Raw genomic sequence first — 16,937 nt, 5'->3', positions numbered from 1 at the left:
CCGACCCGGCGAGGTCTGGCCGCCGTGCTGGCGTCACGGATCCGACGCGGATGGGGCGCTTTCGGCCGCGTCGCGTCGCTCCGTGTCGGTCCTGGCCGTGCCCGTCCCGTCCGTCCTGACTCTGTCTGTTCTGTCCGGCAGGCGGCCCAGGCCGACGAGCAGGAGCGCGGCACCCACGACCAGGCGCTGGATGGTGTCGCCGTCGCCCCAGCCCCAGTCCGGCCCTTTTATCAGGCCGACGGCGAGGCTGGCGGCGCCGGCAGCGAGCAGCAAAGCGGTGAGAATCAGCCCGGGAATGCGGCGCGTGCGCTGGGTCGCCATACCGTCGTACGGTAGACCGGCTTTTCGACCGGCGGGCCGTCGGTCTGACGACAGCGCTTTCACACGCCTCCCGTGACGCGTGGGCGTATTCGCGCCACCGATGGCTCCGGCACCGGCGGGCGCGCGAGGGCGTGCCTGTTCCGATGCGCGGGCTGATTCTCGACGACCCGTACCCGCGGGCGGCGAGAGAACGGCCGGCCTTTGGCCCCTCGTGGAAGAAAACCGAACGGCGGCCGTCCGGCCGCCGTTCGGGAGAATCCATGTCGGGTTGGCGAGAGTCGGGTTGAAGAGAACTCGTGTCACCGCGTCGGCGGGGCGTTCCGGCCGTCGCCGGCCGGCGCGCCCCGCCGACGGGTCATGCGCGGACGGTTGCCTCCAGGTCGTGGACGAGGCCCTCGGCGACCTTCTTGGCGTCGCCGAAGATCATGAGGGTCTTGTCCTGGAAGTACAGTTCGTTCTCGACGCCGGCGAAGCCGGCCTTCATGCCCCGCTTGACGACCATGACGGTGCGAGCGGCGTCGACGTCGAGGATCGGCATGCCGTAGATCGGGCTGTTCTTGTCCGTGCGTGCAGCCGGGTTGGTGACGTCGTTCGCGCCGACGACCAGGGCGATGTCTGTCTGGGCGAAATCGGCGTTGATTTCGTCCATGTCGAGAATCTGGTCGTAGGGGACGTCCGCCTCGGCGAGCAGCACGTTCATGTGCCCGGGCATCCGGCCGGCGACCGGGTGGATCGCGAAGCGCACCTCGGCGCCGTTGCGGGTCAGCACGTCGGCGAGCTCGCGGATCCGGTGCTGTGCCTGGGCCACCGCGAGCCCGTAACCGGGCACGATGATGACCGAGCGGGCGGTCTCGAGCAGCATCGCCGCCTCCTCGGTGGTGGCGCTGCGGACCGGCCGTTCCTCGACCGCCCCGCCGGCCGCCGCGGAGGTGTCGGCCTGGCCGAACGCGCCGAACAGCACGTTCGTGAAGGAGCGGTTCATCGCCCGGCACATGATGACCGACAGCAGGAAGCCGGCCGAGCCGTCGAGCGCGCCGGCGATGATGAGGGCCTTGTTGTCCAGCGCGAAGCCCATCGCCACCGCCGACAGACCCGCGTACGAGTTCAGCAGCGAGATGACCGTCGGCATGTCCGCGCCGCCGATCGGGATGATCAGCATGACGCCGAACGCCGCCGCCAGGACCGCGATGACCGGGAACAGCCAGGTCTGGGCCGGGTCGACGACGAGCCACACCCCCGCTCCGACCGCGACCAGCAGAACCGAGATGTTCACGTAGTTCTGCCCCGGATACACCTGTGGGCGGCCCGGCAGCAGTTCATGGAGCTTTCCGAACGCCATCAGGCTTCCGGTGAAGGTGAGGAAACCGAGCAGCACCTCCAGCGTGATCGCCGCCATCGTGAAGGCGCCGATCTCCGGCTGGTGGTTGTAGTACTCGGCGGTGCCGACCAGCCCGGCGGCGAGCGCGCCGAACGCATGCGAAAGCGCGATCCGCTGCGGCATTGCCGTCATCGGGACGAACACAGCCATCAGCGCACCGATGACCGACCCGACGACAAAAGCAATAATGATCCAGGTGAAGTCGATGATCTCCTTGTGGAGGAGGGTCCCGACGATCGCGAAAAGCATGCCGAGTTCGGCGGCCTGTAGGCCGCGCCGCGCGGTCTTCGGCTGGGTGATCCCCTTAAGGCCGACAATGAAAAGGCCGCCGGCGGCCAGGTAGCACAGCGGGATGACATAGTCGTTCATCGGCTGGCCCCCTCGCTGGCGACGACCGCCGACGTGCCAGCGCCGTTCGCCGCGACCTTCGCGGCGGTGGCGGGCTTCCTGGCCTCGCGCGGCTTGAACATCTTGAGCATCCGGTCGGTGATCAGGAAGCCGCCCACGACGTTGATGGTCGACGCGGTGACGGCGATGGCGCCCAGCACCGTCGAGGTGACGCCGTGGTCGGAGCCGGCGATGACGAGGCTGCCGACCAGCGAGATGCCGGCGATCGCGTTCGTCAGCGACATCAACGGGGTGTGGAACAGCGGCGGTACGCGCCGGATCACCTCGAAGCCGACGAAGGTCGCCAGCAGGAAGACGTAGAGCCCGGTCTCGATCGCGGTGGACATGTGGATCAGCTCCCAGCCGTGGTCGGGACGTCGGTCGCCGCGCCCGGCGCGGCGGCGTCGGTGGGCTCGGCGGGCTCAGCGGGCCCGTCCGGCTGGGCAGGCAGGAGCGGGGCGAGACCCAGCAGGTCCCGCACCCGCGGCGCCATGACCTCGCCACCATGGGTGACCAGCGTGTCGGCGATGATCGGGTCGGAGAGGTCGAGACGGACCTCGCCGTCGACGATCAGCAACTTGAGGAAGTTCGTGAGGTTCTTCGCGTACAGCCGGCTGGCGTGCGCGGGCACCGTCGCCGGCAGGTTCGTCGGGGCGATCACTGTCACCCCGCCGATGTCGACCTCCTCGTCCGCGATGGACAGCTCGCAGTTGCCGCCCTGCGCGGCGGCGATGTCGACGATCACCGAGCCGGGCGCCATCGCCCGCACCATCTCGGCGGTCACCAGCACCGGCGCGCGCATCCCCTGCACCTGCGCCGTCGTGATCACGATGTCCTGGGCGGCGACCACCTTGCCGAGCGCCTCACGCTGGCGGCGGTAGAAGTCCTCGTCCCGCGCGGACGCGTAGCCGCCGGCGGTCTCCGCGCCCTCGGTCTCCAGACCCAGGTCGACGAAGGTGGCGCCGACGCTCTCGGCCTGCTCGGCGGCGGCGGCGCGCACGTCGTACGCGGAGACGACCGCGCCGATCCGCTTGCAGGTCGCGATCGCCTGCAGCCCGGCGACGCCGGCGCCGATCACCAGGGCCCTGGCCGGTGGCAGCGTGCCCGCGGCCGTCGTCATCATCGGCAGGATCTTGTTCAGTCGGCCCGCGGCGATCAGCGCCGCCTTGTACCCGGCGAGCGTCGCCTGCGAGGACAGCACGTCCATCGCCTGCGCCCGGGTGATCCGGGGCAGCAGTTCGAGGGCGAAGCTGGTCACTCCGGCCTTCGCGAGCGCGGTCGCCGCCGATGGCGCGCCGAGCGGGTCGGCGAGCCCGACCGTCACCTGGCCCGGCCGCAGCCGGCCGATCAGTTCGTCGGTGGCTGCCGGGTCCGAGCCGGGCGCGCGGACGAACAGCGTCACGTCCGCGCCCAGCACGTCGGCCGTCGAGCCGACGACGGCGCCCCGGTCCGCGTAGGCGGTGTCGGCGAAGCCCGCCGCGGCGCCGGCGCCGGACTCGACCACCACCTCGTGGCCGGCCTTGCGCAGGCCGTCGACCTCCTGCGGGATGAGGGCGACCCGCTGCTCGCCCGGCGCGGTCTCGCGCGCCACACCGATCCTCATCGGGCCTGGCCTCCGCCACCGAGCCGGCCGGAGCTACGGCGGACCTGCCGGGTGGCGCCACGCGCGGTGACGCCTCCGAGGCTTCCTGACAGCGGCAAGGCCACGCGGGGCGGCAGTGGCCCGGCGGCGCTTGGCGCCGGCGGGGCGGGTGTCGGGTACATCGGTACCTCCATGGGTGGGTTGCGGGGGCGCCGAGGCGTGGTGCCCCTGGTCGGGAGACAGGGACCCGCCCCGGTCGCCTGTTTGACGGCAAGCAAATAGGGCGGGTATGCCTAAAAGCTCACGGCGCGGCGCGCTGTGAGCGGCTGGACGGGTGGGCTGGCGTGCCGCGTGGGCGGGTCGTCTGGGCAGGCGGTCTGTCTGGTCAGGTGGGGGTCTGGTCAGGCTTTCGTCTGGTCAGGCGATGTGCGGGCCCGGCCGGGGTATCAGACACCCCGGTGGGCGACCGTTTTCCGATATTCCGGCGGCCTCTCGTCGGGGACGGCTGCCGGGTCCCCTCCTCGCGCCTCCGGAGAATTCGGCGGCATTGCCGAAGGAGAGGTGATCACTGCTGGTGTGCCCCTCTCCGAGCCGTGGTGATGCGGTGCATCAGTTGGTACCGACGCGGCGGTTCGTGGTCAATCACTTGTGTCTGCGGTCGGTTTGTGTTCCGGGCTCGCGTGAGTCGCCATCGCGTCGCGCGCCCCTGATGGGGCGTGGGCGGTCCCGCCGGGCCCGGAGCACGTCGGGTCCACTACCTGCGGAGACGTTTTGGTGAGGCGGTCGGAACACGTCTCACGGTGGTACCGGTGGCGTTGTGAAGGTCACAGCCGGCCCGCGGCGGGAATCGGTGAGGCGGTCCGACCACGCCCGGCGACCGTCCGCCCGAAAGGCCGGGCGCATTGTTCGGTCGGCCGCGTGAAGGCGGCGCGCGGCGTCACCGCCCGTTCGAAGATCGGATCCCGGTGGCGCCGGACGGGTTTCGGAAATGTTGTTCAAGCAAACATGTAAATATTAATGTATACTTTATGCGACCCGTGGTCCGATTGTGGCGGGGGGTGGCGGCCCGGCTGCTTCCAGCGGCTTCTCGCCTGGCGGCTCGACGCGGCGGCCGTCGGCCGGCGCCCGCGGAGAACACGTTCCAGGGCGTGCCGCCCGGCCGGGGTGGGCCCGGGCCCGTCGGCCCGAGCCCATCCGGTGTTACCTCTCGTCCACCCGGGTGAGCAGGTGGGTGCCCTTGACGAAGGGCAGGTCGGCGTGATTGACGATTCCGGGCGGCGCGGCGACCACCTGGGGGATGGCGTTGATGGCCGGCATCGCGGTGGTGACGGCGCCGTCGAAACGGGCCGTGCCGAGTGGCTGCAGCCGGACGCGCACGCCCGGTACGCCCTCGATCTCCAGAAGGTAGCCCTCCTCGACCGGCCAGTTCGGGGTCATGTCGTGGCCGAGCTTCCACACGAAGCGGCACTCGATGACGGACCGGCCGGCGTGGATTCCGGCGATCACTCCCTTGAACCCGGCGATCTGGCCCTTCTCCAGCTTCATGAAGCCAAAATCGGTGTCGGCGTTCGCCGCGCCGAACTCCGCCGTGAAGCGGATCTCATCAAGGTCGACCGCCAGTGCCCGCGCCAGCACGCGGATCTGCTCCTTGAACGAGCCGCAGTTGGCCTCGATCATGCCCGGGGCCGCCGGGTCGTCCGGGTCCAGCCCGATGCTCATCGCGCGGAACATCTTCTCGTTCTCGTATCCGCTCATATCGAGCGACTCGAGCAGCGAGACCCGGTCGATCCTGGAGCACATCGCGCTGGCCGCGAGCACCGTCATCGCCGCGTGGCCGGGGTAGACGCCGGAGGCATAGAGCGAGGAGCCGCCGCGCTCGCACGCCGCCGCGAGACGATCCCGGACGTCTTCGCCATAGCCGGGGCCGGCCAGCATGTACATCGTCGTCACGATGTTGACGCCGGATTCCAGAATCCGTTCCAGGTGGTCGAAGTCCGGCCGGTACGCCATGTACGCCACGCAGTCCGGCTCGAGCGCCAGCAGCGCCCCGACGTCGTCGGTGGCGGCGACCCCGATCGGCTCGATCCCGGCGAGCGTGCCGACGTCGCGCCCGACCTTGTCCGGCGAGTAGGCATAGCAGCCGACGACCTCCAGCGCCGGGTGCCCCACCATCCCGCGCACGGCGGCCGTCCCGGTCTTGCCGGTGGTCCACTGGACCACGCGCAGCTTCTTCATCCCGTTGCTCCTCGGTGTGTTCTTCGCCGTGTGCTCTCAGCGGGCCTGCTTCTCGGGCGGCCGGGTCGACGTCTCCATCAGGCGGCGCCAGGCGACGGTCACCTCGTCCCGGACGCGGCGAGCGACCTCCGGGTGATCCAGGCACCCGCCGGGCTCATGAACGCACGACGCGCGCCGGCTCGGGGCGGAACAGCCCGACGGGCCGGACGAGCGGGAGGTCGAGGTGGGTGTGGATGCCCGGCGGCGCGGCGCGGACCGCCGGTATCGCGTTGACCGCGTTCATGGCGGTCCACACCCGGCCCCAGTAGCCCTCGTCGCCCGTCGGGTGCGGGTGGGCAGGCGCCAGCGTGAGGGTCGTGGACGGCTCGCCGTCGATGGCCACCGAGTACTTGATGGTTCCGTAGCCCCAGTCGGGATCCAGGTCGTCGGCCATCTTCCAGAAGCTGCGGAAGACGATGGTCGGCCGGCCGCCGGAATGCGCGATCCATTCATGGCGCATGCCGCCGACGGTGCCGGCGGGAATCTCGCCGGACCGCACCACCAGGTCGCGGGTGGTGACGGCGACGTCGAACAGGGTGGTGTACTCGTCCACGACGATCCCGAGCCCCTCGGCGAGCAACGCCATCGACTCGCGGAAGATGTTCTCCATCGTGTGGATCAGCGGGCTGGGGTTCTTACGCGCGTCATCGGGGTCGCGGCCGAACCCGAGGCCGTCGAAGTTCATCGCGCGGGACGGGTGCTGGGCGAGGTCGGCGACCTCCTGCACGGTGATCCGGTCGATCCGGGTGCACAGCCGGGCGACGGTCAGCGGCAGCAGGTCTCCCGAGAAGCCCGGGTGGATCCCGGCGCCGTACAGCGACGTCCCGCCCTCGCGGCAGGCCGCCGCGAGCCGCTCGACCGGCTTCTGGTTGGCCAGGCCCTGGGGGAAGACCCAGCCGGTCGGCGTCACGATGCTCTTGCCGGACCGCAGGATCTGGCACATCTCGTCGACATCGGCATACAGCGGCGCGTAGTTCACGCAGTCCGCCTCGACCGCCAGGATCTCGGCCACCGACCCGGTCGCCGCGACGCCCACCGGGTCGAGACCGGCGAGCGTTCCCGCGTCGACGCCGGCCTTCTCCGCGTTGGTGACGTACACCCCGACCAGCTCGTAGGCCGGGTTGTCCACGAAATGTCGGATCGAGATCCGACCGATCGACCCCGTCGCCCACTGGATGACCCGGTACGGACGCTCCTGTGGCATGGCAACAGCACCTCGGCTCTACGCTGTCGGACTCTGGGTGGTCGGGCACTGGGTGGCGCGGGCACTGGGTGGTGCGGACGCTGGGTCGTCGGGGGCTGGGTGACCGGACTGCGCGCTCCGGCAGCGGAAGTCGCCCGTGGGCACGGCCGCGTGTGCTGGCCGGTAATCCTGGAAGACACAGGCCCGGAGCGCCGCGGCGCGGGAAGCGGTTCAGGACAGCCACTGACCGCCGTTGACGGCGACGTGCTGGCCGGTGACGACCGTCGCGAGCTCGGAGGCAAGGAAGAGAACGGTCCCGGCGCACTGGTCGGGGGTCGGGACGAGGCCGAGCGGCATCTCGGTGGCCTTCGCCTCGAGCCACTCGTCCAGGCTCGCGCCGGCCGCGTCGGCGGCCCCGGCGCCGAGCCGTTCCAGGTTCTCGCCCAGCACGGGCCCGAGGAAGACGCCGTTCACCCGGATTCCCCACCCGCCGACCTCGATCGCGAGCGTGCGGGCCAGCGCCGCCAGGGCGGACTTCGACGTCGAGTAGGCGCCCATCGTCGCCGGCGTGCGCACCGCCGCGCCCGAGTTCACCAGGATGATCGAGCCGCCGCCCCGGGTCCGCATCACGGGCACGGCCGCCTGGACGAGGTGCAGCGCGCCGAACAGGTTGACCTCGAAGATGCCGCGCCAGACGTCCGGATCGGCCGCGAGGACCGGCCGCCAGTCGCCCTCGTGGTGGCCGTTCTGCACCAGGATGTCGACGCCGCCGAACCGGGCCACGGCCGCGTCGACCAGCCGGCGGCAGGCGTCGGCGTCGGTGATGTCGGTCGGCACCACCAGTGGCTCGCGGCCCAGGGCCAGCACCTCGGCCGCGACCGCCTCGAGCCGTTCAGCCCGCCGCGCGGCCAGCACCACGTCGACCCCGCCGCGGGCGAACCCGAGCGCGATGCTGCGCCCCATCCCGGGACCGATCCCGGTGATCACCGCGACCCTGCCCGGTTCGAACATCGTGAGCCCGGCCGGGCCGCCCGCCGGTGCATGGGCTAGCTGGTCCTCGCCACCCGCCTCGCGCCCGCCGTCATCCACGCGCGTCCGCCCTTCGAAGACGACACCGACCAAGTGCACGACCATCAGCTGTGACTGGCATCACCACAAAATCACATAGTGTATCCTTTATACAAGTCTTGGCCGGGTGGCGGCATCGGTGATGGCAGTCGAACGGGCCGCGGCGGAGAGCCGGCCCGTGGGGTCAGCTGGCGGCGCGCAGGGCCGCGAGACCGAGACGGCGCAGCAGGTCGGCCATGCGGGCGCGGCCCAGGCGGGCGGCGCCGCTGGCGCTGTACGGGGTCGAGTTGAGCAGCCCGAACGTGGCGTGCACGGCGGCCCGGGCCGCGTCCTCGCCGAGGTTCGGGTCACGGGCGCGCAGCTGGGCCACCCACACCTCGACATACCGGCGCTGCAGCCGCCGCACCGCCCGGGCTGCCGCCTCGTCCATGCTCGCGAGGTCGCGGTCCTGGATGCGGATCAGCTCGGGGGAGCCGAGCGCGAACGACACGTGCCAGCGCACCAGCGCGTCCAGCGCCTCGTCCGGGGTCACGGCCGCCGCCACCCGGGCCGTTCCCTCGGCCAGCAGCCTCTCGCTGATCCCGACCAGCAGCTCGGTGAGGATCGCCTGCTTGCTCGCGAAGTGCTTGTAGACCGCGGGTCCGGAGACGCCGGTCGCCGCGCCGATGTCGTTGATGCTGACGCCGTGGTAGCCGCGGTCGGCCATCAGCCGCGCCGCGGCGGCCAGCAGCTGCTCGCGCCGGGCACCCGGCGCCGCGGCCGGCGAGGTGTCGTCGTTCGTGGCCCCGTTGTTCCCGGTGGACGGCCGCGCCGCGCCGGTACCGGCGCGCACCGGCTCGGCACGGGTGGTCTCGGCGCCCCCAGGCATGCTGGCAGGGTACCGCCCGGCCGTGCCTGATCGGTCCGGCGGGTTAACATCCCCTAACCCCGTCTGTGGTTAGCAGGCGCTAACCGCGGGTCGGGCGGGCCCAGGGCGGGTATGCGTCGTGGCGCTCCTGGGCCCGGACGGGGGTTGGTGAACGGCTGTGGCCTGGGGCCGCGGCGGCGAGAGGAGTGCGCGGTGACGGTCGACGGCGGGGACCTGCGGGTGGAGCTGGCCGGCGCGGTCCTGATCCTGACGATCGACCGGGAGGCGCGGCGCAACGCGCTGAACGACGCTGTCCTGGAGGGCATGCGCGCCGCGCTGGCCGCGCCGCCGGAGGCGGCCCGGGTCGTGCTGGTGCGCTCGGTCGGCGACCGGGTGTTCTGCGCCGGCGCGGACCTCGCGGTGATGGACAACAGCGAGGTCACCGGCCTGGAGCTGCACGAGACCCGGGGCGGGGTGCGCCGGGTCGTCGAGGCGATGCGCGACTGCCCGCTGCCGGTGGTGGCCCGGGTGCAGGGCCTGTGCCTGGCTGGCGGCACGGCGATCGCGATGGGCGCGGACATCGTGGTCGCCGCCGAGACGGCGGCCTTCGGCCTGCCGGAGATCGACCGCGGCCTGTGGCCGTTCATGGTGAGCGCGCTGCTCACCCGGCACGTCTCCCCGAAGATCGCGATGGACCTGATGCTCACCGGCCGCCGGGTCGGCGCCGCCGAGGCGCGCGAGCTGGGCCTGGTGTCCCGGGTGGTGCCGGCCGCGGACCTCGACAAGGAGGTCGACGAGCTGGTCGGGGCGCTCGCGGCGAAGGCACCGGTCGCCGTGCGCCTGGGAAAGGCCGCGTTCGTCGCCGCCTCCGACACGCCGTCGCTGCCGCTGGCGCTGACCGCGATGCAGGCCCAGCTCTCCCTGCTCACCCAGACCGCCGACGCCGCCGAGGGCGTCGCCGCCTTCTTCGAGAAGCGCCAGCCCCGCTGGACGGGCCGTTGACGGCACGCGGGTGGACGTTAACGTTACGTTTCCGCGATTCTCCTCCGAAGCGGCTTCCCAACCGGCACAGTCAGAGCAGAAGTGAGGCTTACCTGAGTCGCCGGGTGGAAGTGGGGTATGTCCGTGCGCGCCGTCGGCGACCTCCCCACCGCCAGCTCGCCATCGGACAGCTCGCTCTCGGTCCGCCTCGCCAAGACCGACGGGCCCGACCCACCGCGTTGGCCGGCGGCGCCGGGGCCCGATCGGGGCCAGCCCGCGCCCGTCCCAGATCCCACGGCCGCGCCCACGGCGCGGCGGTGGCGGGCGCGCGCCGCCGGCCTCGTGGCGGCCGCGGCGGCGCTCGCGCTCCTGTCGCTGCTCAGCGTCGGGCTCGGCTCGAACCGGCTGCCGCTCACCGACGTGTGGCGGGTCCTGTGGCATGACGACGGGTCCGAGGCGGCCACCATCGTCCATGACCTGCGGCTGCCCCGGACGCTGCTCGGCATCGCGGTCGGCGTGGCGCTGGGCGGCGCCGGGGCGCTGGCGCAGGCGCTGACCCGCAACGTGCTCGCCGACCCGGGGCTGCTCGGAGTGAACCTGGGCGCGTCGGCCGCCGTCGTCACGGCGATCGCGTTCCTCGGGGTGTCGGCGCCCGCCGGCTACGTCTGGTTCGCGTTCGTCGGTGCCGCCGGCGCGTCCGTGCTCGTCTACCTGCTCGGCGCGACCGGGCGGGCCGCCACCCGTCCCGATCACCTCGTGGTGGCCGGCGCGGCCATCAGCGCCGTGCTCCTCGCGTACGTCAACGCCGTCTCCATGGCGAAGCCGAGCGCGTTCGACCAGTTCCGGTTCTGGGACGTCGGCTCGTTGAGCAGCCGCGGGGCGGCGCAGCTCGACGTGCTCGCGCCGATCATCGCGGTGGGGGCGGTCCTCACGCTCTGCCTGGCACGCCCGCTCAACGCGCTCGCCCTCGGCGAGGACGCCGGGCGTGGGCTCGGCGTCCACGTCCGGCGCACCCGGCTGCTCGCGGCGATCGCGGTGACGCTGCTGTGCGGGGCCGCCACCGCCGCGGCCGGGCCGATCGTGTTCGTCGGCCTGGCGGTGCCGCACGTCGCCCGCATGATCGGCGGAGCCGACCAGCGCTGGGTACTGCCCTACTCGATGGTCCTCGCCCCGATCCTGCTGGTCGGGTCGGACGTGGTCGGCAGGGTCATCATCGCGCCCGGGGAGCTCGAGGTCGGCGTGATCACCGCCTTCGTCGGCGCGCCGGTGTTCATCGTGCTGTGCCGCCGGGCCAGACTGGCGCGGCTGTGAACACGGCGGCGTCGAACACGGCGGCGTCGCGCACCGCGGCCTCGGAGACCGAGGGGATCTCAGGGACCCCGGAGACGTCACGGCCCCTCGCCGCCCTCGGGCCGCCCGGGCGAGGCGCGCCCGCCGCGGGAGCGCCGGGCGCCCGGCCCGAGCGCCTGACCGGGCCGCTCGTGGTGAGCGCCCGGGACGGCCGGCTGTCGCTGCGCGTGCGGACCCGTGTGGTGCTCGTGAACGCCGTCCTGGTGACGCTGGTCGCCGGGGTCGGCGTCGCCACCCTGCTCACGGGTGACTTCCCGGTCACCCCGGGCGAGGTGCTCGACAGCCTGCTGGGGCACGGCGCCCCCGGCGTGGACTTCATCGTCCGCACGCTGCGGCTGCCCCGGCTGCTGACCGGCCTGCTGGTCGGCGCCGCGCTCGCGGTCAGCGGATCGATCTTCCAGAGCGTGACGCGCAACCCGCTGGGCAGCCCCGACATCATCGGGTTCACGGCCGGCTCGGCCACCGGCGCGGTCGTCGCGGTCATCGTGCTGAACGCCGGGGCCGTCGAAACCCAGCTGGGCGCGCTCGCCGGGGGTGTGACCACCGGCGCCGCCGTGTACCTGCTGTCCTACCGGCGTGGTCTGGCCGGCCCGCGACTCGTCCTGATCGGCATCGGGTTCACGGCCATGCTGACCTCGGTCAACTCATACCTGATCACCAGGGCGCAACTGGCCGAGGCGATCGCGGCGCAGCTGTGGCTGATCGGGAGTCTGAACGGCCGCGGCTGGGAGCAGGTGAGGCCGCTGGCCGCCGTGACCGCGGTGACGATCCCGCTGGCCCTGTGCTGCAGCCGTCGGCTGGCGCTGCTGGAGATGGGTGACGACACGGCGGCGGCGCTCGGCGTCGCCGTGGAACGCGGCCGGCTCGCGCTGGTCGCGCTCGGCACGGTGCTGGCCGCGTGCGCGACCGCGGTGGCCGGGCCGGTGGCGTTCGTCGCGCTGGCCGTGCCGCCGCTCGCCCGCCGGCTGGCCGGCTCGCCACGGCCGGCCCTCCTCACGAGCGCGCTGCTCGGCGCGCTGCTGGTGGCGGCGAGTGACCTGGCCGCCCAGCGGGTCTTCGCGCCGACCCAGCTTCCGGTGGGGGTCGGTACGAGCGCGATCGGTGGGCTCTACCTGGTCTCGCTCCTGCTGCGCCGCCGTCGCGACGGGTGACGTTGTGATTTCGCGGTATTTCGTTGACATTGCCGTGATCAGTTAACTAAGGTTAACTTTAGCTCGGATCGTCCTCTCCGCCCTCCCGCCGGCCCGGGAGGTCGGTGCCGTGGTCCGGCCGCCTGGGCCGGGTGCCGGCCGGCTCGGGCGGCGCCGCCGGCCGGTGGCGTCGCCGAGCGCCACCACTGGCTGACAAATAGCCAACCTTAGGCTAAGTTCACCTAACTGAAGCGCGGTTAACCGCGCTTCGGCAAGGAGGTCGCGTTCATGTCGACGAACCCCTTCGATGACGAAAACGGAACTTTCTACGCGCTGGTGAACTCCGAGGGCCAGCATTCGCTGTGGCCCGTATTCGTCCCGGTTCCCGCTGGCTGGACCGTGGTCCACGGCGCCGGAAGCCGGCAGTCGTGCCTCGACTACATCGAGGCGAACTGGACCGACCTGCGGCCCGCCAGCCTGGTGGCGCGGATGGAGCCCGCGGGCCAGGACCACCGCGACCCGACGCCGTCCCGGTGACCGCCCCGTCCCTGACCGCGTTCGCGCCGCCAGGCCAGCCGGGCGGCGGCCGCGTCGGCGACGCGGCCTACCAGGTCACGACGGTGCCGCTGGCCGCCGACCCGCTCCTGGTCGCCGCGCGTTTCGCCCGCGCGGCCACCGGGCCGCTGGTCGTCTACGAGCGCGGCGGCGAATGGTCGTGCTGTTCCGGCGCCGCCGCCGAGATCGTCCTGGGCAGGCGGGAGATCCGGTACCGGATGGGCGGCACGGAATGGCGCGCGGAGCCCCTCGGCGAGGACCCGTTGCGCCGGGTCCGCGCGCTGCTCGACGCGCTCGGCCTCGCCGACTGGCGGGCCTACGGCTGGGCCGGCTTCGAGCTGAGCCTCGTCCTGCGGGGACTGCCCGTGCCGGCCGGCACGCGCTCTGTGCTGCACCTGGTCGTACCGGAGCGGGAGGCGCGCCTGGCCGAGGGGGTGGCGACGCTGCGGGCGCGCGGCGCGGCCGACCTCGTCGGGCTCGCCCAGCTGGTGACGGGACCGGAGCCCGCGCCGGACCCGACCGACCTCGGCGCGCCGGACCCGGGCCGTCCCGCCGTCGCGGCGGCGGCGCCGGGCTCGTCGGGCTCGCCGCTGGTGGACAACGACGCGGACGACGTCCGCTACCGCGCCGCCGTCGCGGCGGCCGTGGCCGACATCGCCGCGGGCCAGCTCCAGAAGGTGATCGTCTCCCGGGTGGTGCCGGTCGAGGCCGACATCGACCTGGTCGCGACCTACGTGGCGGGCCGGCGTGGCAACACGCCCGCGCGTTCCTTCCTTCTCGACGTCGGTGGCCAGCGCGCCGCCGGATTCAGCCCGGAGACCGTCGTCGAGGTCTCCGCCGACGGCCTGGTGTCGAGCCAGCCGCTGGCCGGCACCCGGGCGCTGACCGGCGACCGGGCGCTCGACGCCGAACTGCGCGCCGAACTGCTCAGCGACCCCAAGGAGATCTACGAGCACGCCGTGTCGGTGCAGGCCTGCCAGGACGAGCTGCGCCCGGTCTGCCGCCCCGGCTCGATGGTCGTGGACGAGTTCATGAGCGTGCTGGAGCGCGGCAGCGTGCAGCATCTCGCCTCCCGGGTCAGCGGGCGGCTCGCGGCCGGCCGGGACTGCTGGGACGCGCTGGCGGCGGTGTTCCCGTCGGTCACCGCGACCGGCGTCCCCAAGACCGCCGCCTGCGCCGCGGCCGGCCGCTACGAGACGGAGCCGCGCGGCCTCTACGGCGGCGCGGTGCTCACCGTGGGCGCCGACGGCGCCCTCGACGCCGCGCTCGTCCTGCGGACGGTGTTCCAGCGCGACGGCCGCGCCTGGCTGCGCGCCGGCGCCGGCGTCGTCGCCCAGTCCAACCCGGACCGGGAGCTGGAGGAGACCCGGGAGAAGCTGCTCGGCGTCAGCCGGTACCTCGTACCCGCCATGCCCGTGACACCCGCCGTGCCCGCGATGCCCGTGCTGCCCGCCGTGCCGATGCCGTCGGGCGCCCCGGTCGCGTCGGTCGCCCCGGGCGCGCGCGCCGTCGCCGCCGCGCCGGCGGCGCGCGCCGCGGCCGCGCAGTCAGGACCGGCGACCCTGGCCGACCTGGCCGCCCCCGAGACCTCGCCCGAGGCGCACACGCCGACGGCCGCCTCCGCGGCGCCCGTCGTGGCCAGGGCGCCGGTGCCCGCGGGGGCCGGATCCGGCCAGAGCCGCGACGAGGTGCGCCTGGCCGTCGCGGAACTGCTGGACCTCGACCCAGCCACCGTTGGCGACGAGACCAATCTCTTCGAGCTCGGGCTCGAGTCCATCGCGCTGATGCGCACGGTCGGCCGCTGGCGGCGGGCCGGCATCGACGTGACCTTCGGTGACCTGGCCGAGACCCCGACCGTGGACGCCTGGTACAAGCTGGTGTCCGCCGGCAGACCGGGCCCGGCCGAGAGCGAGGCGGCCGAGGAGGCCACCGACGGCGGCGAGTTCCCGCTCGCCCTCATGCAGCACGCCTACTGGGTCGGCCGGGGCGACGAGGCGCCGCTCGGCGGCGTCGCCGCCCACCTGTACACCGAGTTCGACGGCGCCGGCGTCGATCCCGGGCGGCTGCGCGCCGCGATCGCCCGGCTGGTGGCCCGGCACGGCATGCTGCGGGTCCGGGTCACGGGCACCGGTGGCCAGGTCGTCGAGGCGGCCGCCGGCTGGCGCGGGCTGGCCGTGCACGACCTGCGCGGGCTGCCCGACACCGAGGTGGCCACCAGGCTGGCGGCCGCCCGGGACCAGATGTCCCACCAGATGCTGGACGTCGAGCGGGGCGAGGTGTTCGCGACCGCGCTCAGCCTGCTGCCCGGGGGGCGCACCCGGCTGCACCTGGACGTCGACATGGTCGCCGCCGACGCCGTCAGCTACCGGATCCTGCTGGCGGACCTGGCCCGCGCCTACGAGCGACCGGACGACGAGCCGCCGGCCCTGGCCTACGACTACCGCTCCTACCGCGCGGCCCGGACCGAGGCCCGCGGCGAACGGGCGCGCCGGGCCGCCGACTGGTGGGCCGGCCGGCTGCCCACCCTGCCTGGCGCGCCGGACCTGCCGCGGGCCTCGGCGCGGCGGCCGGCGGGAGGCGAGCCCGCCCACCGGCCGCGGGCGTCACGGCGGCACCTCGTCCTGTCGACGGCGGACCGGGCCGCGCTCGGCCAGGCGGCCCGCGCCAGGGGCGTCACCCCGGCGATGGCGATGGCCGCCGCGTTCGCGGAGATCATTGGTGGCTGGAGCGCCCAGCGGCGCTTCCTGCTCAACGTCCCGCTGTTCGACCGCGAACCGGTGCACCCCGACGTCGACCTGCTCGTCGGCGACTTCACCAGCTCGGTGCTGCTGGAGGTCGACCTCACCGAGCCCGCGGACTTCGCGACCCGCGCGCGCGGGCTGCAGGCCCGCCTGCACGCGGACGCGGCCCACGCCGCCTACTCCGGCGTCGAGATCCTGCGCGACCTGAGCCGCCAGACCGGCGCGCAGGTGCTCGCCCCGGTCGTGTTCACCAGCGCGCTCAGCCTCGGCGAGCTGTTCGCGCCGTCGGTGCGCGAGCGGTTCGGCGACCCGGTCTGGATCATTTCCCAGGGTCCGCAGGTGCTGCTGGACGCGCAGGTGACCGAGCTCGACGGCGGGCTGCTGGTCAACTGGGATGCCCGTGAGGACGAGTTCCCGCCCGGCCTGGTCGACGCGATGTTCGCCGCGTTCGCGGCGCTGGTCCGCGGCCTCGCCACCGGCGGCGAGACCTGGGACGCCCCGGTGGCCGACCTGCTCCTGGAACCGGTCCGCGCCGTGCGCGCGGCCGTCAACGACACCGCCGGCCCGCCCTCGACCCGGCTGCTGCACGAGGGCTTCTTCGCCCGCGCGGCCAGCGACCCCGACCGCGTCGCGCTGCGCTGGGACCCGTCCGGGCCCGGCGGGCGGCCTTCGCCCGGGTCGCCGCCAGGCACGCTCACCTACGGGGAGCTGGCCGAGCGTGCCCGGCTGGTCGCCGGCGGGCTCGCGGCCCGGGGGATACGCCACGGCGACCTGGTGGGGGTACGCCTGCCGAAGGGGCCGGAGCAGGTGACCGCGGTGCTCGGTGTGCTCGCCGCCGGCGGGGCGTACGTGCCCGTCGGCGTGGACCAGCCAGCCGCGCGCCAGGAGCGGATCGCGGCGGCCGCGGGCTTCGCGGTCCTGATCACCGACGGGGCCGCGGAGGCGCCGGACGGTGTCACGCCGGTCGGCCTGGCGGAGCTGGCGGCTGGAGCGGCGGGCGTGGGCGTGGGCGCGGGCCGGGCCGGCGCGCTGTCGCTGTCGGCGGCGGACGCGCCCGCCGCGCTCGACCGGCCGGCCTACGTGCTGTTCACGTCCGGCTCGACCGGCCAGCCCAAGGGCGTGCAGGTCTCCCACCGGGCG

Annotated in this window: 12 protein-coding genes and 1 pseudogene; 5 read left to right on the top strand and 8 right to left on the bottom strand. The window is 73.5% G+C overall.

The genetic code is table 11. The annotated features are described in order from the left end of the window. Positions 1-33: 33 nt before the first annotated feature. From I6A81_RS37455 to I6A81_RS37420, 8 genes and pseudogenes are all read right to left on the bottom strand, one after another. Positions 34-321, bottom strand: coding sequence for a hypothetical protein (locus I6A81_RS37455; protein WP_203003336.1), 288 nt, complete (start codon positions 319-321; stop codon positions 34-36). Between the two features lie 355 nt (positions 322-676). Then, on the bottom strand, positions 677-2,068 hold the full coding sequence (locus I6A81_RS37450; protein ID WP_203006674.1) for an NAD(P)(+) transhydrogenase (Re/Si-specific) subunit beta: 1,392 nt from the start codon (positions 2,066-2,068) through the stop codon (positions 677-679). 89 nt (positions 2,069-2,157) lie between these two features. Then, positions 2,158-2,433 (bottom strand): annotated as a pseudogene (locus tag I6A81_RS37445) (NAD(P) transhydrogenase subunit alpha); the annotation flags it as partial. A 5-nt stretch (positions 2,434-2,438) separates the two neighbouring features. Then, positions 2,439-3,689: an NAD(P) transhydrogenase subunit alpha gene (locus I6A81_RS37440; RefSeq protein ID WP_203006675.1), complete on the bottom strand. Its 1,251-nt coding sequence runs from the start codon at positions 3,687-3,689 to the stop codon at positions 2,439-2,441. Positions 3,690-4,868: 1,179 nt separating this feature from the next. After that, complete coding sequence (locus tag I6A81_RS37435) at positions 4,869-5,903, bottom strand: NAD(P)H-dependent amine dehydrogenase family protein (RefSeq protein WP_203006676.1); 1,035 nt, start codon at positions 5,901-5,903, stop codon at positions 4,869-4,871. 154 nt (positions 5,904-6,057) lie between these two features. Beyond that, positions 6,058-7,146, bottom strand: a complete 1,089-nt coding sequence (locus I6A81_RS37430; protein WP_203006677.1) for an NAD(P)H-dependent amine dehydrogenase family protein — start codon at positions 7,144-7,146, stop codon at positions 6,058-6,060. A gap of 210 nt (positions 7,147-7,356) precedes the next feature. Then, on the bottom strand, positions 7,357-8,259 hold the full coding sequence (locus I6A81_RS37425) for an SDR family oxidoreductase (RefSeq protein ID WP_238430677.1): 903 nt from the start codon (positions 8,257-8,259) through the stop codon (positions 7,357-7,359). A 118-nt stretch (positions 8,260-8,377) separates the two neighbouring features. Next, a complete protein-coding gene (locus tag I6A81_RS37420) occupies positions 8,378-9,061 on the bottom strand; it encodes an SACE_7040 family transcriptional regulator (protein WP_203006678.1) in 684 nt (227 codons plus the stop codon). Positions 9,062-9,253: 192 nt separating this feature from the next. On the opposite strand from I6A81_RS37420, the gene I6A81_RS37415 reads away from it, so the two are divergent. The 5 genes from I6A81_RS37415 to I6A81_RS37395 form a co-directional block, all read left to right on the top strand. Then, positions 9,254-10,042: an enoyl-CoA hydratase/isomerase family protein gene (locus I6A81_RS37415; protein WP_203006679.1), complete on the top strand. Its 789-nt coding sequence runs from the start codon at positions 9,254-9,256 to the stop codon at positions 10,040-10,042. A gap of 117 nt (positions 10,043-10,159) precedes the next feature. Then, positions 10,160-11,332, top strand: a complete 1,173-nt coding sequence (locus I6A81_RS37410; protein WP_203006680.1) for a FecCD family ABC transporter permease — start codon at positions 10,160-10,162, stop codon at positions 11,330-11,332. Positions 11,333-11,388: 56 nt separating this feature from the next. After that, positions 11,389-12,522 carry a FecCD family ABC transporter permease gene (locus tag I6A81_RS37405; RefSeq protein ID WP_407661443.1) on the top strand — a complete coding sequence of 378 codons (1,134 nt, stop codon included), beginning with the start codon at positions 11,389-11,391 and terminating at the stop codon, positions 12,520-12,522. A 267-nt stretch (positions 12,523-12,789) separates the two neighbouring features. Next, positions 12,790-13,038, top strand: a complete 249-nt coding sequence (locus tag I6A81_RS37400; RefSeq protein WP_203006681.1) for an MbtH family protein — start codon at positions 12,790-12,792, stop codon at positions 13,036-13,038. Further along, on the top strand, positions 13,035-16,937 hold a 3,903-nt coding region (locus tag I6A81_RS37395; RefSeq protein WP_307875178.1), incomplete at its 3' end, for a salicylate synthase. The genes I6A81_RS37400 and I6A81_RS37395, both read left to right, overlap by 4 nt.

Source organism: Frankia nepalensis, from assembly GCF_016786325.1.
GTDB classification, from domain to species: domain Bacteria; phylum Actinomycetota; class Actinomycetes; order Frankiales; family Frankiaceae; genus Pseudofrankia; species Pseudofrankia nepalensis.
Note: the sequence above shows the minus strand (reverse complement) of the source record. Positions and strands in the feature narration are given on the sequence as shown.